The sequence below is a fragment of the Nocardia spumae genome, assembly GCF_020733635.1.
GTDB classification, from domain to species: domain Bacteria; phylum Actinomycetota; class Actinomycetes; order Mycobacteriales; family Mycobacteriaceae; genus Nocardia; species Nocardia spumae.
In genome coordinates, this window is record NZ_JAJFZL010000001.1 from 831,585 (window position 1) to 852,466 (window position 20,882).

22 protein-coding genes are annotated in these 20,882 nt (G+C 67.1%); 15 read left to right on the plus strand and 7 right to left on the minus strand.

Annotated features, from left to right (window positions below; all coding sequences use genetic code 11):
- Positions 1–34 precede the first annotated feature (34 nt).
- Together LKD76_RS03580 and LKD76_RS03585 are read left to right on the plus strand one after the other, a co-directional pair.
- Positions 35–1,108: a UDP-N-acetylmuramate dehydrogenase gene (locus LKD76_RS03580; protein WP_372465970.1), complete on the plus strand. Its 1,074-nt coding sequence runs from the start codon at positions 35–37 to the stop codon at positions 1,106–1,108.
- Between the two features lie 71 nt (positions 1,109–1,179).
- Positions 1,180–2,421 (plus strand): L,D-transpeptidase, encoded by a 1,242-nt coding sequence (locus LKD76_RS03585; RefSeq protein WP_422615967.1) that lies wholly within the window; start codon positions 1,180–1,182, stop codon positions 2,419–2,421.
- Positions 2,422–2,430: 9 nt separating this feature from the next.
- Here the strand turns inward: LKD76_RS03585 and LKD76_RS03590 are convergent, their stop codons facing one another.
- Positions 2,431–3,165: an SDR family NAD(P)-dependent oxidoreductase gene (locus LKD76_RS03590; protein ID WP_227979500.1), complete on the minus strand. Its 735-nt coding sequence runs from the start codon at positions 3,163–3,165 to the stop codon at positions 2,431–2,433.
- 59 nt (positions 3,166–3,224) lie between these two features.
- Here LKD76_RS03590 and LKD76_RS03595 point away from each other — a divergent pair, with 59 nt between their 5' ends.
- The 4 genes from LKD76_RS03595 (at position 3,225) to LKD76_RS03610 (ending at position 6,988) form a co-directional block, all read left to right on the plus strand.
- The gene (locus tag LKD76_RS03595; protein ID WP_227979501.1) at positions 3,225–4,049 is read left to right on the plus strand and encodes an alpha/beta fold hydrolase; all 825 of its coding nucleotides are present in this window, start codon (positions 3,225–3,227) and stop codon (positions 4,047–4,049) included.
- Between the two features lie 78 nt (positions 4,050–4,127).
- Complete coding sequence (gene mshA, locus LKD76_RS03600; protein ID WP_227979502.1) at positions 4,128–5,480, plus strand: D-inositol-3-phosphate glycosyltransferase; 1,353 nt, start codon at positions 4,128–4,130, stop codon at positions 5,478–5,480.
- Entirely contained in the window at positions 5,477–5,980 is a 504-nt protein-coding gene (locus LKD76_RS03605; RefSeq protein ID WP_372465733.1) for a type III secretion system chaperone family protein, read from the plus strand. Before mshA ends, LKD76_RS03605 begins: the two co-directional genes overlap by 4 nt.
- A gap of 66 nt (positions 5,981–6,046) precedes the next feature.
- A complete protein-coding gene (locus LKD76_RS03610; RefSeq protein WP_227979503.1) occupies positions 6,047–6,988 on the plus strand; it encodes an ROK family protein in 942 nt (313 codons plus the stop codon).
- A 52-nt stretch (positions 6,989–7,040) separates the two neighbouring features.
- Here LKD76_RS03610 and LKD76_RS03615 read toward each other — a convergent pair whose 3' ends face one another.
- Positions 7,041–7,271, minus strand: coding sequence for a DUF4287 domain-containing protein (locus LKD76_RS03615; RefSeq protein WP_227979504.1), 231 nt, complete (start codon positions 7,269–7,271; stop codon positions 7,041–7,043).
- Between the two features lie 152 nt (positions 7,272–7,423).
- Between LKD76_RS03615 and LKD76_RS03620 the strand changes: the two genes are divergently transcribed.
- From LKD76_RS03620 to LKD76_RS03635, 4 genes are all read left to right on the plus strand, one after another.
- Positions 7,424–8,077: a TetR/AcrR family transcriptional regulator gene (locus LKD76_RS03620; protein ID WP_227979505.1), complete on the plus strand. Its 654-nt coding sequence runs from the start codon at positions 7,424–7,426 to the stop codon at positions 8,075–8,077.
- Positions 8,078–8,086: 9 nt separating this feature from the next.
- On the plus strand, positions 8,087–8,977 hold the full coding sequence (locus LKD76_RS03625) for an alpha/beta fold hydrolase (RefSeq protein WP_227979506.1): 891 nt from the start codon (positions 8,087–8,089) through the stop codon (positions 8,975–8,977).
- Between the two features lie 134 nt (positions 8,978–9,111).
- On the plus strand, positions 9,112–9,729 hold the full coding sequence (locus tag LKD76_RS03630) for a hypothetical protein (protein ID WP_227979507.1): 618 nt from the start codon (positions 9,112–9,114) through the stop codon (positions 9,727–9,729).
- A 445-nt stretch (positions 9,730–10,174) separates the two neighbouring features.
- A complete protein-coding gene (locus LKD76_RS03635) occupies positions 10,175–10,912 on the plus strand; it encodes a phosphoglyceromutase (protein ID WP_227979508.1) in 738 nt (245 codons plus the stop codon).
- A 24-nt stretch (positions 10,913–10,936) separates the two neighbouring features.
- Here the strand turns inward: LKD76_RS03635 and LKD76_RS03640 are convergent, their stop codons facing one another.
- Both LKD76_RS03640 and LKD76_RS03645 read right to left on the minus strand, forming a co-directional pair.
- Positions 10,937–11,545 (minus strand): maleylpyruvate isomerase family mycothiol-dependent enzyme, encoded by a 609-nt coding sequence (locus tag LKD76_RS03640; protein WP_227979509.1) that lies wholly within the window; start codon positions 11,543–11,545, stop codon positions 10,937–10,939.
- Positions 11,546–11,632: 87 nt separating this feature from the next.
- Positions 11,633–12,571, minus strand: coding sequence for an RNA polymerase subunit sigma-70 (locus LKD76_RS03645; protein ID WP_227979510.1), 939 nt, complete (start codon positions 12,569–12,571; stop codon positions 11,633–11,635).
- 370 nt (positions 12,572–12,941) lie between these two features.
- Here LKD76_RS03645 and LKD76_RS03650 point away from each other — a divergent pair, with 370 nt between their 5' ends.
- From LKD76_RS03650 to LKD76_RS03665, 4 genes are all read left to right on the plus strand, one after another.
- Positions 12,942–14,993: a CocE/NonD family hydrolase gene (locus LKD76_RS03650; RefSeq protein WP_227979511.1), complete on the plus strand. Its 2,052-nt coding sequence runs from the start codon at positions 12,942–12,944 to the stop codon at positions 14,991–14,993.
- Positions 14,994–15,129: 136 nt separating this feature from the next.
- On the plus strand, positions 15,130–15,501 hold the full coding sequence (locus LKD76_RS03655) for a hypothetical protein (protein WP_227979512.1): 372 nt from the start codon (positions 15,130–15,132) through the stop codon (positions 15,499–15,501).
- A gap of 285 nt (positions 15,502–15,786) precedes the next feature.
- Complete coding sequence (locus LKD76_RS03660) at positions 15,787–17,037, plus strand: sensor histidine kinase (RefSeq protein WP_227979513.1); 1,251 nt, start codon at positions 15,787–15,789, stop codon at positions 17,035–17,037.
- Positions 17,034–17,723: a response regulator gene (locus LKD76_RS03665; protein WP_227979514.1), complete on the plus strand. Its 690-nt coding sequence runs from the start codon at positions 17,034–17,036 to the stop codon at positions 17,721–17,723. Before LKD76_RS03660 ends, LKD76_RS03665 begins: the two co-directional genes overlap by 4 nt.
- Positions 17,724–17,798: 75 nt before the next feature.
- On the opposite strand, the gene LKD76_RS03670 is transcribed toward LKD76_RS03665, so the two are convergent.
- The 3 genes from LKD76_RS03670 to LKD76_RS03680 all read right to left on the minus strand — a co-directional run bounded on the left by LKD76_RS03670 (position 17,799) and on the right by LKD76_RS03680 (position 19,621).
- Entirely contained in the window at positions 17,799–18,128 is a 330-nt protein-coding gene (locus LKD76_RS03670; protein WP_227979515.1) for a hypothetical protein, read from the minus strand.
- Between the two features lie 80 nt (positions 18,129–18,208).
- The gene (locus LKD76_RS03675) at positions 18,209–18,742 is read right to left on the minus strand and encodes an NADPH-dependent FMN reductase (protein ID WP_227979516.1); all 534 of its coding nucleotides are present in this window, start codon (positions 18,740–18,742) and stop codon (positions 18,209–18,211) included.
- A gap of 57 nt (positions 18,743–18,799) precedes the next feature.
- Positions 18,800–19,621: a DUF3109 family protein gene (locus LKD76_RS03680; protein WP_227985079.1), complete on the minus strand. Its 822-nt coding sequence runs from the start codon at positions 19,619–19,621 to the stop codon at positions 18,800–18,802.
- 254 nt (positions 19,622–19,875) lie between these two features.
- On the opposite strand from LKD76_RS03680, the gene LKD76_RS03685 reads away from it, so the two are divergent.
- Complete coding sequence (locus LKD76_RS03685; RefSeq protein WP_227979517.1) at positions 19,876–20,871, plus strand: Ppx/GppA family phosphatase; 996 nt, start codon at positions 19,876–19,878, stop codon at positions 20,869–20,871.
- Positions 20,872–20,882: the final 11 nt, after the last annotated feature.

Here is a 20,882-nt window from a genome sequence, read left to right on the forward strand (position 1 = left end):
TGTGCAGACTTCTCGAGTGGTGGCATTCGACAACGTGCGCGAGTTACTGAGCGCGACCGGCGCGCGGGTTCGCGCATCGGTGCCGCTCGCGGCACTGACCACGCTGCGGGTCGGCGGACCGGCGACCGTCGCCGAATGCGCCACCACCGAGGCGCTCGTCGCGACCGTGCGCACCCTCGACTCCGCCGGGATTCCGGTGCTACTGGTCGCGGGCGGGTCCAATCTGCTGATCGCCGACGGCGGTTTCGACGGTGTCGTCGTGCGTATCGCCACCACCGCGGTGGAGATCGGCCCGGATCTGGTCCTCGCCGAGGCCGGTGCGGACTGGGACGGCGTGGTCGCGGCGGCGGTCGCCGCCGGGCTCGGTGGTCTGGAGTGCCTGTCCGGTATCCCCGGCTCGGCCGGTGCGACTCCGGTGCAGAACGTCGGTGCCTACGGCGTGGAGGTGGCGCAGCTGCTGCGCCGCGTCCGGCTGCTGGACCGGGCCACCGGTGAAATCCGCTGGGCCGCACCGGCCGAACTCGGTTTCGGGTACCGCACCTCGGTACTCAAACATTCCGATCGCGCGGTCGTGCTGGCGGTGGAATTCGCGGTGAATCCGGACGGCGCCAGCGCACCGCTGCGCTACGGCGAATTGGCGCGCACCCTCGACGCCGCCGAGGGCGAGACCCGCCCGGCGGCCGCGGTCCGGGAGGCGGTGCTGCGGTTGCGCGCGGGTAAGGGCATGGTCCTCGACGCCGCCGATCACGACACCTGGAGCGCCGGATCCTTCTTCACCAATCCGGTCGTCGCGCACGATCGCGCGGCGCGCGTGCTGGACACGATCCGGGCCGATGTGGGAGATATCACTATCCCGACCTATCCGGCGGAGGACGGCGTGAAATTCTCCGCGGGCTGGCTCATCGAGCGCGCGGGTTTCGCCAAGGGTTTCCCTGGTCCGGAGTCTGCGGTCCGGTTGTCCACGAAACATACTCTCGCCCTGACCAACAGGGGTGCGGCCACCGCCGCGGATCTGGTGGGGCTGGCGCGCACCGTGCGCGCGGGAGTGCAGCAGCGCTTCGGGATCCGGCTGGAACCGGAGCCGGTGACCGTCGGCGTGGACCTGTAGTACGTGGCGGGCGCCACCCCCGCGATCGGGTGGTCGTGTCGGAGGCTCGCGGTAGATTCGCGGAAGTGAACATTCGAGGACTTACCGGCCGCCGTGCCGTTCTGGTCGGCGCCGGTCAGCTCGCGGTCGCGGCAGTAGTGGCCGGATGTTCCAGCGGCGGTGGCAGTGGTTCGGCCGCGCCGAAGGAATCCGGTCCGGTGGCGAAGGTGAATTTCGAGCCCGGCAGCGGCGCATCGGACATCAGCCCGGTCGCACCGGTGTCGGTATCGGTGACCTCGGGCCGCATCGACCAGGTGACGCTGACGAATCCCGACGGTAAGCAGGTCACCGGCGAGTTGTCGCCCGACAGGAGCAGTTTCAAGGTCACCGAGCCGCTCGGTTACGGCGTCACCTACACCTGGTCGGGCAATGCGGTCGGTACCGACGGCAAGCCGGTCCCGATCAGCGCGAAGTTCACTACCCTGGCCCCCAAGGCGACGGTGTCGGCCACCGTCAATATCGGCGACGGCCAAGAGGTCGGCATCGCGGCGCCGATCATTCTGCAGTTCAAGAAGCACATCGAGAACAAAGAGGCCGCCGAGAAGGCGTTCACCGTCACGACCACACCGGAAACCGAGGGCGGCTGGGCCTGGCTGCCCGATGACAACGGCGGCTCCCGTGCGCATTGGCGTCCGCGCAACTACTGGACCCCCGGCACCACGGTGGCCTTCACCGCCAAGCTGTACGGCCTGGAACTCGGCGACGGCGCCTACGGCAATTCCGATCTGTCCTCGCATTTCTCCATCGGTCGCAGTCAGATCGTCAAGGGATACGCGCCCAGCCATCGCGTGCAGGTGATCCGCGACGGATCGACCCTGTTCGATTTCGCCTGCAGCTACGGTGAGGGCAACGAGGCGCGAAATGTCACCCGCTCGGGTATCCACGTGGTGACAGAGAAATACGAAGATTTCCTCATGTCGAATCCGCCGTTCTACACCAACGTCCGGGAACGCTGGGCCGTACGCATCTCCAACAACGGCGAATTCATTCACGCCAACCCGGAATCGGCCTCGGCACAGGGAAATACCAACGTCACCAACGGCTGCATCAACCTGAGCACCAGTGACGCCCAGACCTTCTTCCCGACCGCCATGTACGGCGACCCGGTCGAGGTCACCGGCACCTCGATCGCGCTGTCGGCCGCCGACGGCGATCTCTACGACTGGACCATCGACTGGGATACCTGGAAGACCATGTCGGCCATCAAGGGCGAACCCGCCCCGGTGGTGTCCGCGGCACCGGTCACGCCCGGACCGGTCCGCGGCGGGAGCTAGAACGAAATCTCAGCCGCGGCGAGCGAATCGGCCCGGGTCGGCCTGGTCGCGCGGTTTGACGATGATGGTGTCGAGGTTGACGTGCGGCGGGCGGCTCGCGACGAATCCGACGATCTCGGCGATATCGGTCGCCAGCAGCGGGTCGATGCCCTCGTACACCTTGGCCGCGCGGTCGGCGTCACCGTCGAAGCGGACCAGGGAGAATTCGGTTTCGACCGCACCCGGGGCGATCTCGGTGAGGCGCACCGGTTTACCCAGCAATTCGCCGCGCAGTGTCCGGTGCAGGACCGCCTGCGCGTGCTTGGCGGAGGTGTACCCCGAGCCGTTGTCGTAGGCGTGGAAGGCGGCCACCGAGGTGATGGTGACGATGAGGCCGTCACCGGAGTCGATGAGCTTCGGGAGCAGTGCCTTGGTCAGGCGCAGGGTGCCGAGGACGTTGGTTTCCCACATCCAGCGCCAATCGTCGAGATCGGCCTCGGCGACGGTGGCCAGCCCCTTCGCGCCGCCGGCATTGTTGACCAGCACCTCGGCCCGCTCGACCGCATCGGTGAAACGGTGCACCGAATCCTCGTCGGTGACATCCAATTCGAGTGCGGTACCACCGATTTCGTCGGCCAGTCGCTGCAGCCGATCCAGCCGCCGCGCCCCCACGTACACGTGGTAGCCCTGTTTCGCCAGCTCCCGGGCGGTGGCTTCGCCAATGCCCGAGCTGGCTCCGGTGACGACTGCGTGACGAGGGCTCATGGATCCGAGCCTAGCGGTCACGTCTTCCGCGAAAGTTAACTGGCGTTAGCCTGGCCGGTATGGCGATTCGGGAAGTGGTCAGCGCGGACGGTACGACGATCGTGTATCAGGTCTCCGGACCCGAACAGGCGCGTCCGCTGGTGTTGTTGCACGGCTGGGCGGGCACGCTGCGCTGCTGGGGCGCGGCGGCGGAGAAGTTGGCGCGACGTTTCCGGGTGATCGCCGTGGACCTGCGCGGACACGGCTATTCGGATGCTCCGGACAGCGGTTACGACGATCCGGCGAACTGGGCCGCCGATGTGGCCGCGGTGCTGGCCGGTGAGGGCGTCACCACCGGCGCGGTGCTGCTGGGCTGGTCCTACGGCGGCATCGTGCTCAGCGACTATCTGACCGCCCACGGCACCGGCGCGCTCGCCGGCATCGTGTACTGCGGTTCGCAGGCCGGTGTCGGACGAGGCGTCGAGGGCGCGCAGCCGGGTCCCGCGATGCAGCAGGCGATTCCCGATGTGTTCGAGGAGAGCGCCGGTCGCGCGATGCGCGGATTCGCCGCTTTCGGCAACGCCAACACCGGTCCGGGACGCGATAAGGGCGAGGATGCGCAGCGCCTGTTCGGCGGCAGCCTCGCGACCCCGCCCCGGGTCCGCAAGGCGCTGTTCTACCGCACGGTCGACAACATCGAGACCCTGAAGAACCTCGATATCCCGGTCTTCGTCATGCACGGCACCGCGGACCCGGTGGTACCCGTGGAGAACGGCCGCTACATCGCCGAGCACACCCCCGACGCCCGTGCCTCGTATTGGGACGATGCCCAGCACGGCCTGTTCGTCGAGGACCCCGACCGTTTCGCCACGGAAGTGACGGAGTTCATCGAAACCTTGCGGTGACCGGCAACGCTGTGACGGCTCTCACTTAGGCCGCAAGCGCATGACGTCCTCGCGGCGCGGGCGTGCACACTGGAGTGTGTGAGTTATCGGCCTGATCAACGTCCGCATCGGATCGCGGTGTTGTCGGTGCACACCTCTCCGCTCGCGCAGCCGGGTACCGGCGATGCGGGCGGGATGAACGTCTATGTGCTGCAGTCGGCGGTTCAGCTGGCGCGCCGGGGCGTGGAGGTGGAGATCTTCACCCGGGCCACGTCGTCGAATGACGAACCGGTGGTCGAGGCCGCGCCCGGGGTGCTGGTCCGGCATGTGGTGGCCGGTCCGTTCGAGGGCTTGGACAAGCACGATCTGCCGACTCAGCTGTGCCCGTTCGCGGCGGAGGTGCTGCGGCAGGAAGCACGTCAGCTGCCCGGCTACTACGACCTGATCCATTCGCACTACTGGCTGTCGGGGCAGGTCGGCTGGCTGGCGCGGGATCGCTGGCGGGTGCCGCTGATCCATACCGCGCACACGCTGGCGGCGGTGAAGAACGCTTTCCTGGCGGAGGGCGATACGCCGGAGCCGCTGTCGCGGGTGGTGGGGGAGAAGCAGATCATCGCCGAATCGGATCGGCTGGTCGCCAATACCGCGGAGGAGGCCCGCCAGCTCGTGGAGCTGTACGGCGCGGAGTCGGAGCGGATCGATGTGGTGCCGCCGGGTGCGGATCTGTCCCGCTACCGGCCGGGCGATCGGGCGGCCGCCCGCGCCGAGTTCGGCATCGCCGACGATGAGCAGGTGGTGGCCTTCGTCGGTCGCATTCAGCCGTTGAAGGCGCCGGATGTGCTGGTGTTCGCGGCGGCGGAGGTGCTGCGCGCCGAGCCGAATCGCGCGCTGCGGATCCTGATCGTGGGCGGGCCGTCGGGCACGGGTCTGGACCGCCCCGACGCCTTGATCGAGCTGGCGGCGACGCTGGGCATCTCGGATCGGGTGACCTTCCTGCCGCCGCAGCCGCCGCATCGTCTGGTGCAGGTGTATCGGGCCGCGGACGTGGTGGCGGTGCCGAGTTACAACGAGTCGTTCGGCCTGGTCGCGATCGAGGCCCAGGCCAGCGGTACGCCGGTGCTGGCCGCCGATGTCGGCGGGTTGAGTACCGCGGTGCGTGATGGTGTGTCGGGCACATTGGTATCCGGCCATCGGGCCGACGAGTGGGCGTCGGCACTGCGCGGATTGCTCGACGATCCGGCCGGCCTGCGGCGGATGGGCGCGGCCGCGGTGGACCATGCGGCGGGCTTCTCCTGGGAACACACCGCCGAGGGCCTGCTGGACTGTTACGCCGAGGCGTTGGCCGGGCATCGGGCCGTGCGTTCGCGGTTGCCGGGTACGTTGCTGATGGACAGCAATCAGGCCAGGTCGCGGGCGCTGTGGCGGCGCCGGATGGGAGTGGTACGCCGGTGAGTGACACCATCGAGCACACCGCACAGCTGATCGAGGACACCGTCCGTGAGCGGGAGATCGAGTACACCCGCGAGGGCGTCGACACGTTCGTCGTGGTGTTGCCGGGCGAGCGCAAGCTGAAGACGACCATCATGTTGACGGTCGGCAAGCACGGTGTCCGGTTCGAATGCTTCGTCTGCCGCAAGCCCGACGAGAATTTCGAGGGCGTCTACAAGTACCTGCTGCGCCGCAATCGCCGGTTGTACGGCGTGGCCTACACCCTGGACCGGGTGGGCGACATCTATCTGGTGGGCCGCATCGCCACCCACGCCGTCACCGCGGACGAACTCGACCGCGTCTTCGGCCAGATCCTGGAGGCGGTCGACGGCGATTTCAATGTGCTGCTGGAGCTGGGTTTCGCGGAGTCCATTCGGCGCGAATGGAAATGGCGCGTGTCGCGCGGTGAGTCGTTGAAGAATCTGCGCGCCTTCGAACATCTGGTGGAGTCCGAGGAATCCTGAGGGCCGGCTCGGCGTGCCGAGGCGGTAGCGTTCCTCCCACCGAGTGCGCGGAGGAGGCGGTGGCGGTTGGCTGTGCTGGCTCTGGATATCGGAGCGACGAAATTCGCGGCAGCCGTTGCGGTGTCGGACGACCCGCTGACCCTGCGGCATATCCGGCGGGTCGAGGTGCCGCCGACCGGGGTGTGGGATGCCTGTCGGGAACTCCTGACGCGGGTGGTCCGTGCCGCCGGCGATGACCGTGGTGCGGAAGTCGAGGTGACCGCGGTCGGAATCGCGGCTGCCGGCCCGGTGGATATCGATGCGGGTAGTACCGCACCACTCAACATCCCACAGTGGCGGGACGGGTTTCCCGTCGTCGCCGCGGTGCGCGAGTTGTTTCCGCGCGCCGAGATCCACTTCGCCGTCGACGGCGCGGCGCTCGCGATGGCCGAGTATCGGATCGGCGGTCTGCGGGGTGTGCGTGCCGGGCTGGCGATGACCGTGTCCTCCGGCATCGGTGGCGGCATCATCGGTGATGGGCGAGTATTGCTGGGCCGCACCGGAAATGCCGGTCATGTGGGCCATATCGTGGTGCCCGGTTGGGATGTGCCGTGCGCGTGTGGCGGTGTCGGCTGTGTGGAGGCGGTGGCGAGCGGGATGTCCGCGGCGCGGTGGGCGCGCGCACAGGGATGGTCCGGTGGAACCGGAAGGGAGCTCGCGCGGTCGGCGCTCGCCGGTGACCGGATCGCCCTCGCCGCCCTGTCTCGCGCCGGAACGGCATTGGGTCAGGCCATTTCCTCCGCGGCCGCGACTTTGGATATCGATCGGGTGGTGGTCGGCGGGGGTTTCGCGGAATCCGGTGCGCCGCTGTGGGATCCGCTGCGGGCGGCGGTCGCGAAACATGCGCGCCTGCGTTTCCTCCGCGAGTTGCGGGTGCTGAAGTCGGAGATCACCGACGGTGCGACTCTGGTGGGCGCGGCCGCACTGGCCACATCCGGGACCGCGGCGTCGCCGGGCGATGGACGGTGACCGGCGGCCGGCTGTCCGGCGGCGGTGACCGCGGCAGCGTGGCCGGATCCGCTCAGTTGCCGTCGACGCTGCGCACGTGGGCGACCAGTGCGTTGGCGTGACCGTGGCCGAGGCCGTGCTGACTCTTGAGCCACGCGACCAGTTCCATGTGCTTGGTCAGCCCGGATCCGCGAATGACGTCGAACCATTCCGCCACCGGTCGCCCGTACTTCTTCTCGATCGACGGGAAGTAGGACGCGGGTCCCTTCACCTGGTTCTCACCGTTGCTCTGCTGTGTGCTCATGATCGTTGGACGGTGTCGGCCGCCGGAACTCATCCGTACGGAAATGTAACGCGCCTCACAGATGCGAGCGGTGGTCGACGTGGCGGACGCGAGGCGATCTGGTTAGGATACGAAACGTGTCGTATCCAAACAGGCTCGATGACTCCGACCGGGTGACGCGTCGCGGAGGCCGTCCGCGCGACGACGCGCGCGAGCGCGAAATCCTCGACGTGGTGAACTCGCTGCTGGCCGAACGCGGATACAACGACATCACTTTCGAGGAGGTCGCGCGCCGCGCCGGTGCGTCCAAGGCCACCCTCTATCGGCGATGGAAATCCAAGCGGGACATGGTCGTCGCCGCGCTGAAATCCGGTCCCGCGCGCGCGGCGGGGTCAGACGTCATCGACACCGGCAGCCTCCGTGGTGACCTGCTGGCGCTGTGCCGGCGACTGATCAGCACCTTGCGTTCGACCGACGGCCGGACCGCGTTGATACTGCTCCAATCGGGAATCGAGGATCCGGAACTCTGCGCGGAGATCGAGCGGTCCGTGGGTCCCACGGGAGCTCGTCTGCCGGTCGCGGTCCTGGACGCCGCGATCCGGCGCGGCGAGTTGTCGGCCGGCGTCGATCCCTTCCCCTTCGACGAGGTGGTCGGATCGGTGCTGCTGCTACGCCGCCTCAACGGGCTCGAGACCGGAGACGCCTACCTCGAGGCGCTGGTCGATTCGATCGTCATTCCCGCCCTGCGGGCCGCACCCGGCTCGACAGCCTTGCCCGCGGGCATCTTCTCCGGATGTCCGTCGCCGCAATCGACAACCGATCTGTGAAGGAGAACAGTGAACTCACCGGCCATCGATGGATTTCGCTACAGCACGCTGCCAGGGGAGGGCGGTGTCGAACTGAATGTCGCTGTCGGCGGTGGCGGGCCGGCCGTCGTTCTGCTGCACGGCTTTCCGCAGACCCACTACATGTGGCGCGATGTCGCTCGGGAGCTCGCCGACGGGCATACGGTCATCGCGATGGACCTGCGTGGATACGGTGCCAGCGGCAAGCCGCGGGAACAAGGGCCCGATACCTACTCCAAGCGGACCATGGCCGCCGACGTCGTGCGGGTGGCCGGTGCGCTCGGGCATGATCGGTTCGGGTTGGTGGGTCACGATCGCGGCGCCCTGGTGGGGGTCCGCGCGGCCCTCGATCACCCGGAGACGGTGCGGTATCTCGGCATCCTCGACGTGCTGCCCACGCTCGACACCTGGGAGGTACTGCACGGTGTCGACGCGAAGGTCGCATGGCATCTGTACCTGATGGCGCAGCCGGCCGGCCTGCCGGAGAAGATGATCCGGGCGGTGGCGCCGGAGTTCTTCGCCTCGTTCCTCGACGCGTGGGACCCCACCGGGGCCACCTTCCCTTCGGAGGTCCGGCAGCACTACATCGACAGTTCGGTGCGAGCGGTGGACTCCATCGTCGCCGACTATCGCGCCACCGCGGGGGTCGATCTGGAGATGGATCGCGCGGATCGCGAGGCCGGAGCGACACTCGGGATGCCCGTCGGTGTGATCTCCCAGGACTGGGGCGCGCAATTGGGATTCGACGCCTCCGCGCTCTGGCGGGCCTGGGCGTCCGACCTGACCTACGAGCCGATCGATGCCGGGCATTTCATGGCGGAGGAAAAGCCCGCCGAGATCACACGATTCGTCCGCGCCCTCGCCGCGCGTCGCCGGGACTGAGGTTCCCGCGGACACCCGCACCCGCGTGACGGTCGCATTGATCGTGCGAACCTCGCCGATTTTCGGGATTTTCCCGCATGCTGGTGGAGGTTTGCACGACAAGGCCTCAGCGCGACGTACCGAGGGGGATCGAGATGTTCCGACGATCGCGGCCGCACGGGGCGGATGAGCTCAGATCCAGATTCACGGCGAACCGGGAGCGGGTCAGGTCCTGGACGGTCGACTGGGACTGCCCCGAGGTCGAATGGCCGGATTTCCCTGATATTCCGCGCCCCTGGTCGGTTGCGCCCGGCGACGAGGGGGACTGGCTACAGCGGCACGCGCCCTTCCTGGCCGAGTACTCGTGGCTACTCGAAGCCAGGCCGATCGCCCAGGCCGTCACCAGTGTTCACGGCTATTGGTCGTTCGGCCCGCGGCACGAATTCCAAGCGCTGGACATCGAGATCCGCTGCACGGTTCTCGATCCTGTCTACCTGGCCGAGAAGCTCGCCCTGGGAGCGCACGCCGCGAATCTCGACGGCTGGCGTGAGGACGATCTGGGCCCGCTGTACGAATGGCTGCTGGACGGAGCCGACACCCGCCCGCCGAGTCATATGGTGCGCGGCCACAAGCGCAGCGGCTTCATCCTGTTCGAATTCCGCAGAGCGCCCCGGGTTCTGGAGGGACCGGGGATCATCGCGAAGTTGACGATGCAGCCGACCGTCACCGCGCTCGACGGCTCACCGCTCAACAGTGAGGGTGAAACGATCTAGGGCTCCACGGGCGAGTTCGTCAGTCGACCACGCCCCAGTGCAGGACCCGCGAGGTGAACAACACCAGGCCCAACGGTGGCCCCGACTCCTCCGCGGACACCGATGTTTCACTCATTGCCGACTCCCTCATACGGCCGATCGCGATGCACTCCCACGATCAGCCGTCATCATGAGGTCCGCCGCCGCGGCGGGAAAGTAATGAAATCAGCGAGATTCGAGCCCGGACGTCCGCCGGACGAGCCTGCGATCATCGGCGGACCTCGTGCCCGGTCGCAGCCGCGGCGCGGCCGTCGGATCACCGGTGTCGATCGGACCCGGCTCGCGCCGAGAAATCGGGCCGGTGATCGGTTCGTGATCGATGCCCGGTACGGGTCGGCATCTATCCGTTTCGGACTCCGCCGAGGTGGCGGCGCTACCGGGAGCCCGCACCGATAGCATGACCCCCATGACGTACACCCTCGTGTTGCTGCGCCACGGCGAAAGCGAATGGAATGCTCTCAATCTGTTCACCGGCTGGGTGGATGTGCACCTGACCGACAAGGGTGTCGCCGAAGGCAAGCGCGCGGGTGAGTTGCTGGCCGAGCACGGCATCCTGCCCGATATCGTGTACACCTCGCTGCTGCGCCGCGCGATCAGCACCGCGAACATCGCCCTCGACGCCGCGGACCGGCACTGGATTCCGGTGGTTCGGGACTGGCGTCTCAACGAGCGTCACTACGGTGCGCTGCAGGGGAAGAACAAGGCGCAGATCCGCGATCAGTACGGCGATGATCAGTTCATGATGTGGCGGCGTAGCTACGACACCCCGCCGCCGCCGATCGAGGCCGACAGTGAATACAGCCAGGACGGCGATCCTCGCTACGCCGGTATCGAGGTCCCGGCCACCGAATGCCTGCAGGACGTGGTGGCCCGGATGGTGCCGTACTGGGAGTCCACGATCTCCGCGGAACTGGTGGCCGGTAAGACGGTCCTGGTCGCCGCGCACGGTAATTCGCTACGTGCGCTGGTGAAGCACCTGGACGGCATCTCCGACGAGGACATCGCCGGCCTGAACATCCCCACCGGTATTCCGCTGCGCTACGAACTGGACGAGAACCTGCGCCCGGTCGGCCCCGCCGAATACCTGGACCCGGAGGCCGCGGCCGCGGGTGCGGCCGCCGTCGCCGGCCAGGGCGGGAAGTAGCCGCCGCGGCGGGGCACCCCCGTTTCACCCCCTGCCGTCATCGATGGCCGGCACCGGTCGCCGGCCGCCGACGATCAGCGCAATATCCTTGGCGGCCAGCGGAATCGGTGTTCCGTCGCCGATGCGGAGATCGGTATCGGTGGCTTCGAGCGCGATACCGTCGAGGTGCACACCGAAATAGGCGAGAGCCCGCCGGTCCGGATCGCCGATGGCCAGGGCGATCCGGTCGGGGGCCGGACCGGTCAGACCGAGTGGTTCGGTGATGTCGAGACCGTGGAAGACATCGTGGGCCAGCGCTCCCCGCTGCCCGCCCCTCGGCGGGCGCCAGGGGTGTTCGATATTGGTCCGCAGCGATGTCAGCAACTCGGCGTCGGACAACCGGGCGGTGTCGCGATGCGCGATGCGGTCGCTGAATCGGTTGAAGTTGCCGCCCGCGGCGATGATTCCGGCGATCACCCGCAGCGCCGAATGCCGGTAGGCGAGGGTGATGTGGGCGACCACCTGCCGGACCTGCCAGCCCGCGCACAGCGAGGGCGTCTCCCATTGCGCGGGCGTCAATTCGGTCAGCAGGTCGGCGAGGCGTCGACGTTCGGCGAAGGTTTCGGCCCGGAGCATCGTTTCGGTCGCGGTCATATTTCGGTCTCCTCGGAGGCGGTGGTGTCGACCCGAGCGGCGTCGACATCACTTGTACGAACGAGGCCCGCGAAACTCGTCGCGGTATCAGAGCCGGGTAGGCAGTCCGAACTCCGCGAACCGCTCTGCGGTGCCGAGAAAAGTCGTCGTATGGCCGATGCGCTCGTCCCGGAACTCCAGTGCGACCAGCGCGAACGGTTTCAACACGCCGGTGTCGTCGGGCCGGTACTGGCCGAACCCCAGCTGCCCGTTGATATCGGTGACGAGCAGCCGGTCGGCGGCGCAGGCGTCGCTCGCCGCGACCAGCGACGCCACTGTCGCCGCGCCGCGCATCCACCAGCGCACCGGCGGCATCGACGTGGTCACATCGGTGTGCAGTACGGCGACCAGCGCGTCCACGTCGTGGGTCTCGAACGCTCGCACATAGCGTTCGGCGAGCTCGTGTGCGATCGCCTCCGAGGTCGGGGCGGGGCCGTGACCGGCGAGGGTGGCCCGCGCCCGGTGGAGTGCGCTGTCTACCGCTGCCGCGCTGCTGTCCATGATCTCGGCCGTCTCCGCCGCCGAGAACGACAGCACATCCCGCAGGATCAGCGCGGCTCGCTGCGGCGGCGTCAGAAGCTGGAGGGCGGCGACGAACGCGAGACGAATCGACTCCCGTTCGACGATTCGCTGGGCGGGGTCGGTCGCCGTGGTCAGGCGCGAGCCCGGCATCGGTTCCACATAGGTTCCCGGCGCCGCGGGTTCCCCGAACTCACCGGGTTCGCCCAGCTCACTGATGTCCATCGGGGATGCGCGCCGACCCGATGCCCGCAGCAGGTCGACGCATACGTTGTGCGCGATGCGATGCGCCCAGGTGGTGAGTCGCGCGCGGGCCGGATCGAAGGTGTCGAGCCGGCGGAACGCGCGCAGCAGGGTCTCTTGTACCGCGTCCTCGGTCTCCGATGAACCGCCGAGCATCCGGTAGCAATATCCGGTGAGCGGAATCCGCAGCGCCTCGAGCTCCATCGCACCCGGCGTGGATGTCATGCCGACTCACGATACCGATGAGATCGGGATCGGCCGTGTGGAATATTCAGGCGTTGTGGCACATCGGATATGCAATACTCCACAGTTTGTGATCCCCATCTCTCCCGGACTTCTGTAGCTATCGAATTGCTATCGCGGTGGTCGCCACTCGGGGCGCTCGCGGCGGTAGTCCCGTTCGGGCCGGTGGGGAGTGGTGTGGATAACTTTCGGTCGGGGAATCGGTGGATTTTTCGCTGGTCGCGGATTCGGGGCGAGAGGCTGAGAAGTTGAGAACATTTCCTTGCATAAGTTGTAACCGCTGGTTTGCAACTTACTCGGCGGTAGATACACTCTCGGACGTTCGACCATCTCGAGAGGCGGGTCACGTCCGATGAAGTACGCGTTACGCGCCACAGTCGCGGCTGTCGCGGCCGCGGTGGCCGTTCCATTCTTCGCTACTCCCGCCCAGGCCGGGCCCGTCGCGACCGGGCCGGACGGTGGCGCCGCCGGGGCGGCCTGGACCGCCGCCGAGGACGGCCCGCAGCAGTACCCGAATATCCACATCGACTGGGATGTGCCGATCACCATGAGTGACGGCACCGTGCTGAAGGGCAATGTGTACCGGCCCGCGGATGCCGCCAGTCACCCCATCGACACCCGGACGCCGGTGGTCGTGAACATGACCCCGTACACCAAGCTGGTGTCGAATCTGGCCGACCACGCCAATTCCGTTCCGGGACTGTCGGATGCGCTGCTGAATCTGTTCCGCCAGATCGACCTCGGCGGCACTCCGCTGTCGGGTGTCACGGATCTGACCAAGGCGTTCGGCGGTGGTGAACTCCGCAACTTCGCCGTCGACCGGCAGTTGATCAAGAGCGGTTACACCCAGGTCGTGGTGGATGTCCGCGGCACCGGATTCTCCCAGGGTGAATGGGATATGTTGCGCCAGCGCGAACAGCAGGACACGGTCGAGGTGATCGACTGGGCTTCGCGGCAGGCATGGTCCGACGGCAAAGTCGGGATGAACGGCATTTCCTATTCGGGAATCAACCAGGTGCAGGTCGCGGAGAAGGCGCCGCCGGCGCTGAAAGCGATCTTCCCGGTGGTACCGGGCAGCGATCTGGTCGACGATGTGCTCGCACCCGGCGGTGGATTCGGCTTCAATTTCATCCCGCTGTGGTTGACCGCGATCAACAGCCTGAAATGGGTGCCGGATGTGCAATCGATCCTGACCGGGAAATTCGACAACACCTGGCTCAGTGACCGGATCAGCGATCCGTACACCTATATGGATGTGCTGCTGAACGCCTACACCAATACCGATATGAACACCCTCGATCCGCGGGTGAAGAACATGCTGACGGATATGTCCTCGGAGCGTCAGGGGTGGCTCGGCGATCCGAGCCGGATCCAGGTGCCCACCTTCGTCACCGGCGGCTGGCACGATCTGTTCACCTACTCGGAATCCAAGATCTACAACGAGATTCCGTTGCCGCCCGGCCAGAAGCAGCTGTTCATGGGCAACACCTACCATCTGAACTCGGGTAACGAGTACGGCAAGCCGGGCCTGCCGCCGCGGCTGGACGTGCTGCAGCGGGCCTGGTTCGACAAGTGGCTCAAGGGAATCGACAACGGAATCGACACCTACGGTCCGGTGACGTTGCGACAGCAGGGCGGTGGCTGGATCACCCAGGGCGGTTTCGGCCCCTCGGCTCCGGCCGAGGAGGCGGCGCGGTATCGGCGGATGTATCTGTCGGGTGAACCTAGCGGTCTGCCGGGCAGTGTCTACGACGGTTCGCTGACCGGTGAGTTCACCGGAGCCCCTGCTCGTTTGACGATCGCGCCGGGGCTGACCACGGTGTGTTCCAACGACGCCGCACAGGCCACCGCGGGCGTGCTGGCGGTGATCGACGGGTGCGGTAAGGATTCCCGCGTCGCCGAGACCAACGCGCTCACCTTCACCAGTGCGCCGGTCGCCGGGGAGACCACCATCTCCGGACCGATCGCGGTGCGGCTCAACACCGTTCAGGATGCCGCCGACGGCTACTGGACGGTGACGGTCAACGATGTCGCACCCGACGGCCAGTCGACCGTGCTGTCCTCCGGGCAGTTGATGGCCTCACTGCGCGAGGTCGACGAGGAGCACAGCAGCCGTTCGGACAACGGTGATTACACCGATCCGCGGGCCTATACCTCACTGGACAAGCGACAGCCGACGGTGCCGGGTGAGGCCACCGAACTGAATATCGCCCTGCCCGCCACCCAGGCGGTGCTGGCGCCGGGCCATCGGCTGCGGGTCGACGTCTACGCCGGCAACTTCCCCAAGGGATTGCCGATCGCGCCGATGCTCGTGGACACCGGCCTGAAGCCGGAGCATCTGCAGCTGGATCCGAATGCCCCGAGCTTCGTGAACATTCCGGTCAAGGGGGAATCGGGCTGGTGAACCGGTAAGGCTCACCGACTGTCCCGGGTACGCACAACGGCGTGCGTGCCCGGGACTTTTCGTTGCCGGGAATGTCCGGCTCACGGCCTGGGCGATAGAGTGGCCCGGGCATCCGCAGGGAGGGGAGCTGATTCGGGTGGGTGAATTCGTCCGGGCCACACTGTCTTTCCCGACCGTGCTGTTCACGCTGGGATTGGCCGGCGTGCTGATCTACTGGGTACTGGTGCTGATCGGCCGGGTCGAGCCGGATATGAACGGTCCGCGGCGCGATTCGGTCGCCGCCGACAGATTCTCCGATATTCCGCGCGCCGTCGTGTTCACGTCGTTGTCGGCCCAGGGCTGGTTCTGGGCGCTGCTGGGAACCACGATGGCCGGCTGGGATTCCTATGGCGCGGTCCAGGCGTTCTGCACCGGATTGTTCATCGTGGTGATCGCCCTGTGCCTGGCCTATGTGGGCACCGCGGCGGTGGCGTATCTCTTCCGGCGGATCCGCGACGCGCGACACTGAGGCGCACCTCACAATCGCGCCCGGCGGATGCGGCGACGATCGCGACAGATCGACACGCCGAGCGGATCGCTGCATGACACGCGCGGAACCAGATATGCGGCGGCGCAACGAGAGGGGTGTGCGGGCTGCCCGCTCGACGGCCGAAATCCGCCGTTCAGAGCTGATCCGCCGCCCGGCCAACTTTGTGTGAACACCTGGCCAACTACCGCGGAATCACCCGTGACCTGCGCGAAACTTCGCCATCCCGGGTTTGGCGTACGTGTGCGCGACCGTACGATTCCCTATGTGAGCGTTCCCCAGGCCGTGCTGCTGGCAGTACTCGCGGCCGTAGTCGGTCTGGCCGTCGGCGGCTTGGTCATTCCGTATGTGAACGCCCGCCAAGCCGAGCGGCGCGCCGCCGAATCGGGAATGACGATGTCGCAGGTGCTGGATCTGATCGTGCTGGCCTCCGAGAGCGGCATCGCGGTCGTCGACGAATACCGCGATGTGGTGCTGGTCAACCCACGGGCCGAGGAACTCGGCCTGGTCCGCAATCGGTTGCTGGACGAACGCGCGTGGGCGGCGGTGGAGAAGGTCATCGCCACCGGTGAGGACGTCGACTTCGATCAGACGCTGAAGAATCCGCTGCCCGGCCGCAGCCGGATCGCGGTCCGCGGCGTGGCCCGCCCGCTGTCGCGCGGGGATTCCAATTTCGTGGTGCTGTTCGCGGACGACGATTCCGAACAAGCCCGTATGGAGGCCACCCGCCGCGATTTCGTGGCCAATGTCAGTCACGAACTCAAGACTCCGGTCGGTGCGATGAGCCTGCTGGCCGAGGCGATGCTGGAATCGGCCGACGACCCCGATTCGGTGCGTCATTTCGGGCAGCGGCTGGTGACCGAATCCGATCGCATGGGCAAGATGGTCACCGAGCTGATCGCGCTGTCGCGCCTGCAGGGGGCAGAGAAACTTCCGCAGCTGGAGGCGGTCGACGTCGACACCGTGGTGCACGCCGCGCTCGAGCGGTCCCGCACCGCCGCCGAGGCCGCCGGAATCACCGTCAGTACCGATGCCAACAGCGGCCTCGAGATTCTCGGTGACGAAACGCTGCTGGTGACCGCGCTGTCCAATCTGGTCGAGAACGCGATCAACTATTCGCCGAAGGGTTCGCACGTCTCGGTGAGCCGGTCACTGCGCAACGGCCATGTCAATATCGCCGTCACCGACCGCGGGATCGGTATCGCGAAAGAAGATCAGGAACGGGTCTTCGAACGCTTCTTCCGCGCGGACAAGGCGCGATCGCGCGCCACCGGTGGAACCGGACTCGGGCTGGCTATCGTCAAACACGTGGCCGCCAACCACAACGGTGAAATCACACTGTGGAGCAAATTGGGTACCGGCTCCACATTCACCCTGCGCATTCCCGCGGTCTCGATAGGCAACCAGAATTCCGCCGATCAGGCGGAGTGGAAGAGCCCCACCACGAACGGGGTGGGCAAGAACGACGACGGTGCGCGCAGGCGGACCGGACAAAACGGTGTGGAGGCAACCCGATGACCAGTGTGTTGATCGTCGAGGACGAGGAGTCGCTGGCCGATCCGCTCGCGTTCCTGCTGCGCAAGGAGGGCTTCGAGGTCACGGTCGTGGGCGACGGGCCATCCGCGCTGTCGGAATTCGATCGCTCCGGCGCCGATATCGTCCTGCTGGACCTGATGCTGCCCGGGATGAGCGGCACCGACGTGTGCAAGCAGCTGCGCACCCGCAGCAGTGTGCCGGTGATCATGGTGACCGCCCGCGACAGTGAGATCGACAAGGTGGTCGGCCTGGAGCTGGGCGCCGACGACTACGTCACCAAGCCGTACTCCTCGCGTGAGCTGATCGCTCGCATTCGCGCCGTGCTGCGGCGCGGCGCGGGTGAGGAAATGGACGGTTCCGGTGAGAGCGGTGTGCTCGAGGCCGGGCCGGTGCGTATGGATGTGGATCGCCACACCGTGCAGGTCAACGGAAAAGGAGTGACCCTGCCGCTGAAGGAATTCGATCTGCTCGAATATCTGCTGCGCAATTCCGGTCGGGTACTGACCCGTGGGCAGTTGATCGACCGGGTCTGGGGTGCCGATTACGTCGGTGACACCAAAACTCTCGACGTGCACGTCAAGCGGCTGCGGTCCAAGATCGAGGCGGATCCGGCCAAGCCGGAGCACTTGGTCACCGTGCGCGGACTGGGATACAAACTCGAAGCCTGAGGAATTCGGGCACGAGAAAGCCGCGAGGCCGGCCCGGCCTCGCGGCTTTTCGCTGTTCGACGTCTGTGGTCCGGCTTATACGACGTGCACCCAGGCGGTGCCGATCTGCGGCAGCTCCTGCCTCTGCAGCTGGAACCAGCCGAAGTCGTCACGCTGCCAGCAGTCGTCCAGCGGTGCGGTGTTGTCCCGGCACGCGATCGGCCGGGAGGTGCCGTACGGGCTCACGATGACCTGCTTGCCGTTCTGCTGCGCCTGCAGGGCCGCGGGGTCGGTGTAGGTGACGAAGGCGTCGTTCTGCAGCGAGTAGTGGGCGGGGTCGACAGTGGGATCGGCGTGTGCGCCGGGCGCCAGCGTCAGGGCCGCACCAGCGGCGAGCATCGCGGTAGCCACGAATTTCCTCATCATGACTTACACCTATCACGGGTATGTGAAGCGTGCATGGCGAGGTGGTGACCGTACAGCTGTGCTTCACATTGATCGGATGTTCAGTTCAGTGCGAAATGCGCCGCCAGCGCGGTCACGGATTCCCCGAGTTCGTGCCGCGCCGCCGCATCGGCGACCATTCCGTCGGCTCCGACCATCGCGCTGAGCACGGTGATCCGGCGGCAGGCCGATTCCACCTCGACCGCGCCGACATAGCCCAGAACCGTGCGCAGGGAAGTCACCGCCCCCTCGCCGCGACCCGGTGCCGCGACCGAAACCCAGGCCACCGGTTTCTCGTGCAGGTCCGCGGTGCCGACCGTCCATTCCAGCAGATTCTTCAGGCTGCCCGGCAACAGTCCCGCGTACTCGGGTGTGCAGAACAGCACCGCGTCCGCCGCGGCGAGGCGCGCTCGCAGCCGGGCCACGGCGGGCGGGGACGGTTGATCACCGGGCACGAATGCCGGGATATCGATCAACCCGTCGAACAATTCCGTCGTGATATCCGGCGGTGCGATATCGGCGATGGTGCGTAATGCGGCGGTATTGGTCGAGCCCGCGCGCGTACTTCCGGAAATCAGCAGAATATGAAGGCCCACAATGGCTTCAAGCACACCGCGGGGCGGGGTATTCCGGAATCGGGAGCGCTCGGCCGCCTACTTCTCGGCCGCCTTGTTCTCGGCCCCCTTGTTCTCGGCCGCAGCCGTCGCCGGATGGACCGCGATCAGGCCGAGGCCCGCGCGGCGTTCGCAATGCCGGGCCAGTTCGCGGTACGCCGGTTCGCCGATCAACTCGATCAGTTCGGGGGCGTAGGACTGCCAGACCGGACGGCTGCCGACATGGGCGTCCGGCGAACCCGAGCAGTACCAGTGCAGATCCAGCCCGCCCGGCCCCCAGCCGCGGCGGTCGTATTCGGTGATGGTGGTGCGCAGGATCTGCTCACCGTCGGGGCGATCGATCCAGTCCTGGGTGCGCCGGATCGGCAGCTGCCAGCAGACCTCGGGCTTCACCGTCAGCGGTTCGACGCCCTGCCGCAGGGCCATGGTGTGTAGCGCGCATCCGATGCCACCGGCGAATCCCGGGCGGTTGAGGAAGATGCAGGCGCCCTCGTGGCGGCGGGTGCGGATCGCCGGTTCGCCGTCGAGGTCGTCTTCCTCCAGATAGAGCTTCTTGCGGACCTTGCCCTGGTCGTCGCGCGCCTCGTCGATCAGCTGCCAATCCTGCGGCGTGAGCATTTTCACAGCCTTCTGCAGCTTCTTGCGATCGTCGTCGTCGCACAGGAAGGCGCCGTGCGAACAGCAGCCGTCGTCCTGGCGGCCCTCGATGATGCCCTGGCACGCGGGTGTGCCGAAGACGCAGGTCCAGCGCGACAGCAGCCAGGTGAGGTCGGCCGCGATCAGATGCTCGTCGTTGTCGGGATCGACGAATTCGATCCACTCCCGTGGGAAGTCGAGATCGACCTCGGGCGTCGGATCGATCTTCGCAGCTGGTCGCGACCCGTCGGTCCTCTGGTCCGGCGAGGTCGGGGCGTGCGCGGATGCTCCTGCGGTCACATCGCCAGACGCTAACAGCTTCCCTGCTCCGGCCCCAGTCCCGGGCCGCTCGGGTCGCGCGGTGACCACCCCGATGACGAGCTCGGTGGGGTGCCGTCGCGCCGCTTCCTCCGGCCCGTCCAGCACGCATGTTCCGGTTCGTCCTTCGGACCGGGTACCGGCCCCGGTACCGTGTTCATGTGCGGCTCGGTGTCCTTGATGTGGGAAGCAATACCGTCCACCTGCTCGTGGTGGACGCGCATCGGGGTGGGCACCCGATGCCGATGAGCTCGACGAAGGCCACCCTGAGGCTGTCGGAGAACATGGACGACGCGGGCTGCATCACCCCCGACGGGGCGGCCAAGCTCACCCGGACGATCGCCGAGTTCGCCAGTATCGCAAAGACTTCCGGCTGTGTGGAGCTGATGCCGTTCGCCACCTCGGCGCTGCGCGAGGCGGCCAACTCCGATGCCGTGCTGGCCGAGATCCGCGCGCGCACCGGAGTCGAGCTGCGCGTGCTGTCCGGCGTCGACGAAGCGCGGCTGACCTTCCTCGCCGTGCGGCGCTGGTACGGCTGGAGCGCCGGGCGCATCCTCAATCTCGATATCGGCGGCGGCTCGCTCGAGATGAGCAACGGGTGCGACGAGGCGCCCGATGCGGCGCTGTCGATGCAATTGGGCGCCGGACGTCTCACCAGGGACTGGCTGCACGACGATCCACCCGGGAAGCGGCGAGTCGCCGTGCTGCGGGACTGGCTCGATGCCGAATTGGTGATTCCGGCCAAGCAACTACTCGAGGTCGGGCGCCCGGACCTCGCCGTGGGAACGTCCAAGACGTTCCGCTCACTGGCCCGGCTGACCGGCGCCGCCCCTTCGGCCGCGGGCCCCCGCGCGCGGCGTAGTCTCACCAGTTCCGGTCTGCGGCAGCTGATCGCTTTCATCTCCCGGATGACCGCCGCCGACCGCGCGGAGTTGGAAGGCGTCAGTTCCGACAGGTCGCAACAATTGGTGGCCGGCGCACTGGTAGCGGAGGCGAGTATGCGGGCGTTGTCGCTGGATACGCTCGAGATCTGCCCATGGGCGCTGCGCGAGGGACTGATTCTGCGCAAACTGGATACCGACCTGGATATCGATCCGGGTGCGGGTACTACTCGGTCCATCGGTGTGCCGGGCCCGACCGAAACCGTTTCGCGATGACGGATGCGGGT